Here is a 1,197-nt window from a genome sequence, read left to right as displayed (position 1 = left end):
TGATATGCCCGCAAATAAAATAACGAACAAGCCCGACGAAGCAATTAATATCGAGGTACCCAAATCTGGTTGCTGCACAATTAACAACACGGGCACGAAGATCAGCACGAGCGTTACAAAAACATCTCTGAAACTCGGAGGAAGATAACGACTAGACAAATACCACGCCGCCATCATAGGCACAATCAGCTTCATTAACTCAGAAGGCTGAAAGCGCGGCAAGCCAGGCAGTTGAAGCCAGCGCTGAGCCCCCTTTGCACCGACACCAAAAAACATCACACCTAATAAGGCGATAACACCCAGAACAAACAGCACGACAGACCAACGTTTATAGAAACTAGGCTCGAACTGCGCTACTACGAACATTACACCGAACGCAGCCAAAAATCTGATCCCCTGGCGCTCTACATAAGCCCAACGCTCACCACCAGCGCTATACAAGATCACTAAACCAAAGCCAACCAAAGCTAACAAAAGACCAAGCAATATTGGGTCGATATGCAGGCGGTAAAAGAACGACTTCCCTTTACCGAGACTCGCATCCGCGCCCGGCATATGCCGCAAGAAATCTCCTCTCACTGAAGGACTCCTTGATCGGCATCAACTGATAGAACATTGATCCATTCGTCAAATACTGCACGAGCAATCGGCGCGGCCGCAGAACTACCACCTCCGCCATTTTCGACAATCACGGCGACAGCAATGACTGGATCATCTGCTGGCGCAAAACCGACAAATAATGCGTGATCACGATGACGCTCTGCTAGCGCTTCTGCGTCATACTCCTCACCCTGCGGAATTTCGACCACCTGAGCTGTTCCTGTCTTGCCTGCTATACGGTATGAGGACCTAGCGCCACTCGCTCTCGCAGTCCCCTTCTTACCATGCATAACCTCTTCCATCGTCTCGACAATATAATCCCAGTTATCAGGTTTATTTAACGCCACATCACTCCCTTTATCTGGACGTTGACTTAACACAATAGACCCATCGCGCGTACTCTTTAATAAGCGAGGCGCGACCCATTGCCCATGATTGGCAATTAGAGCTGTCATAGTCGCGAGCTGAAAAGGTGTTGCAAGCATAAACCCTTGACCTATCCCCATATTTAAGGAATCGCCTGGATACCATGGAAGCCCCCGCCAAGCCCTCTTCCACTCTCTTGATGGAAGGATCCCTGACCTACCCTCTGAAACA

Annotated in this window: 2 protein-coding genes; both read right to left on the bottom strand. The window is 49.5% G+C overall.

Annotated features, from left to right (window positions below):
* A partial coding sequence (locus A3738_RS22015; RefSeq protein WP_197473962.1) for an FtsW/RodA/SpoVE family cell cycle protein occupies positions 1–579 on the bottom strand: 579 nt, incomplete at its 3' end.
* Positions 576–1,197: penicillin-binding transpeptidase domain-containing protein (locus tag A3738_RS22010; protein ID WP_255376196.1), on the bottom strand; the 622-nt coding region annotated here is incomplete at its 5' end. The genes A3738_RS22010 and A3738_RS22015, both read right to left, overlap by 4 nt.

The sequence above is a fragment of the Oleiphilus sp. HI0066 genome, from assembly GCF_001635725.1.
This window is presented reverse-complemented; position numbering and strand designations above follow the sequence as displayed.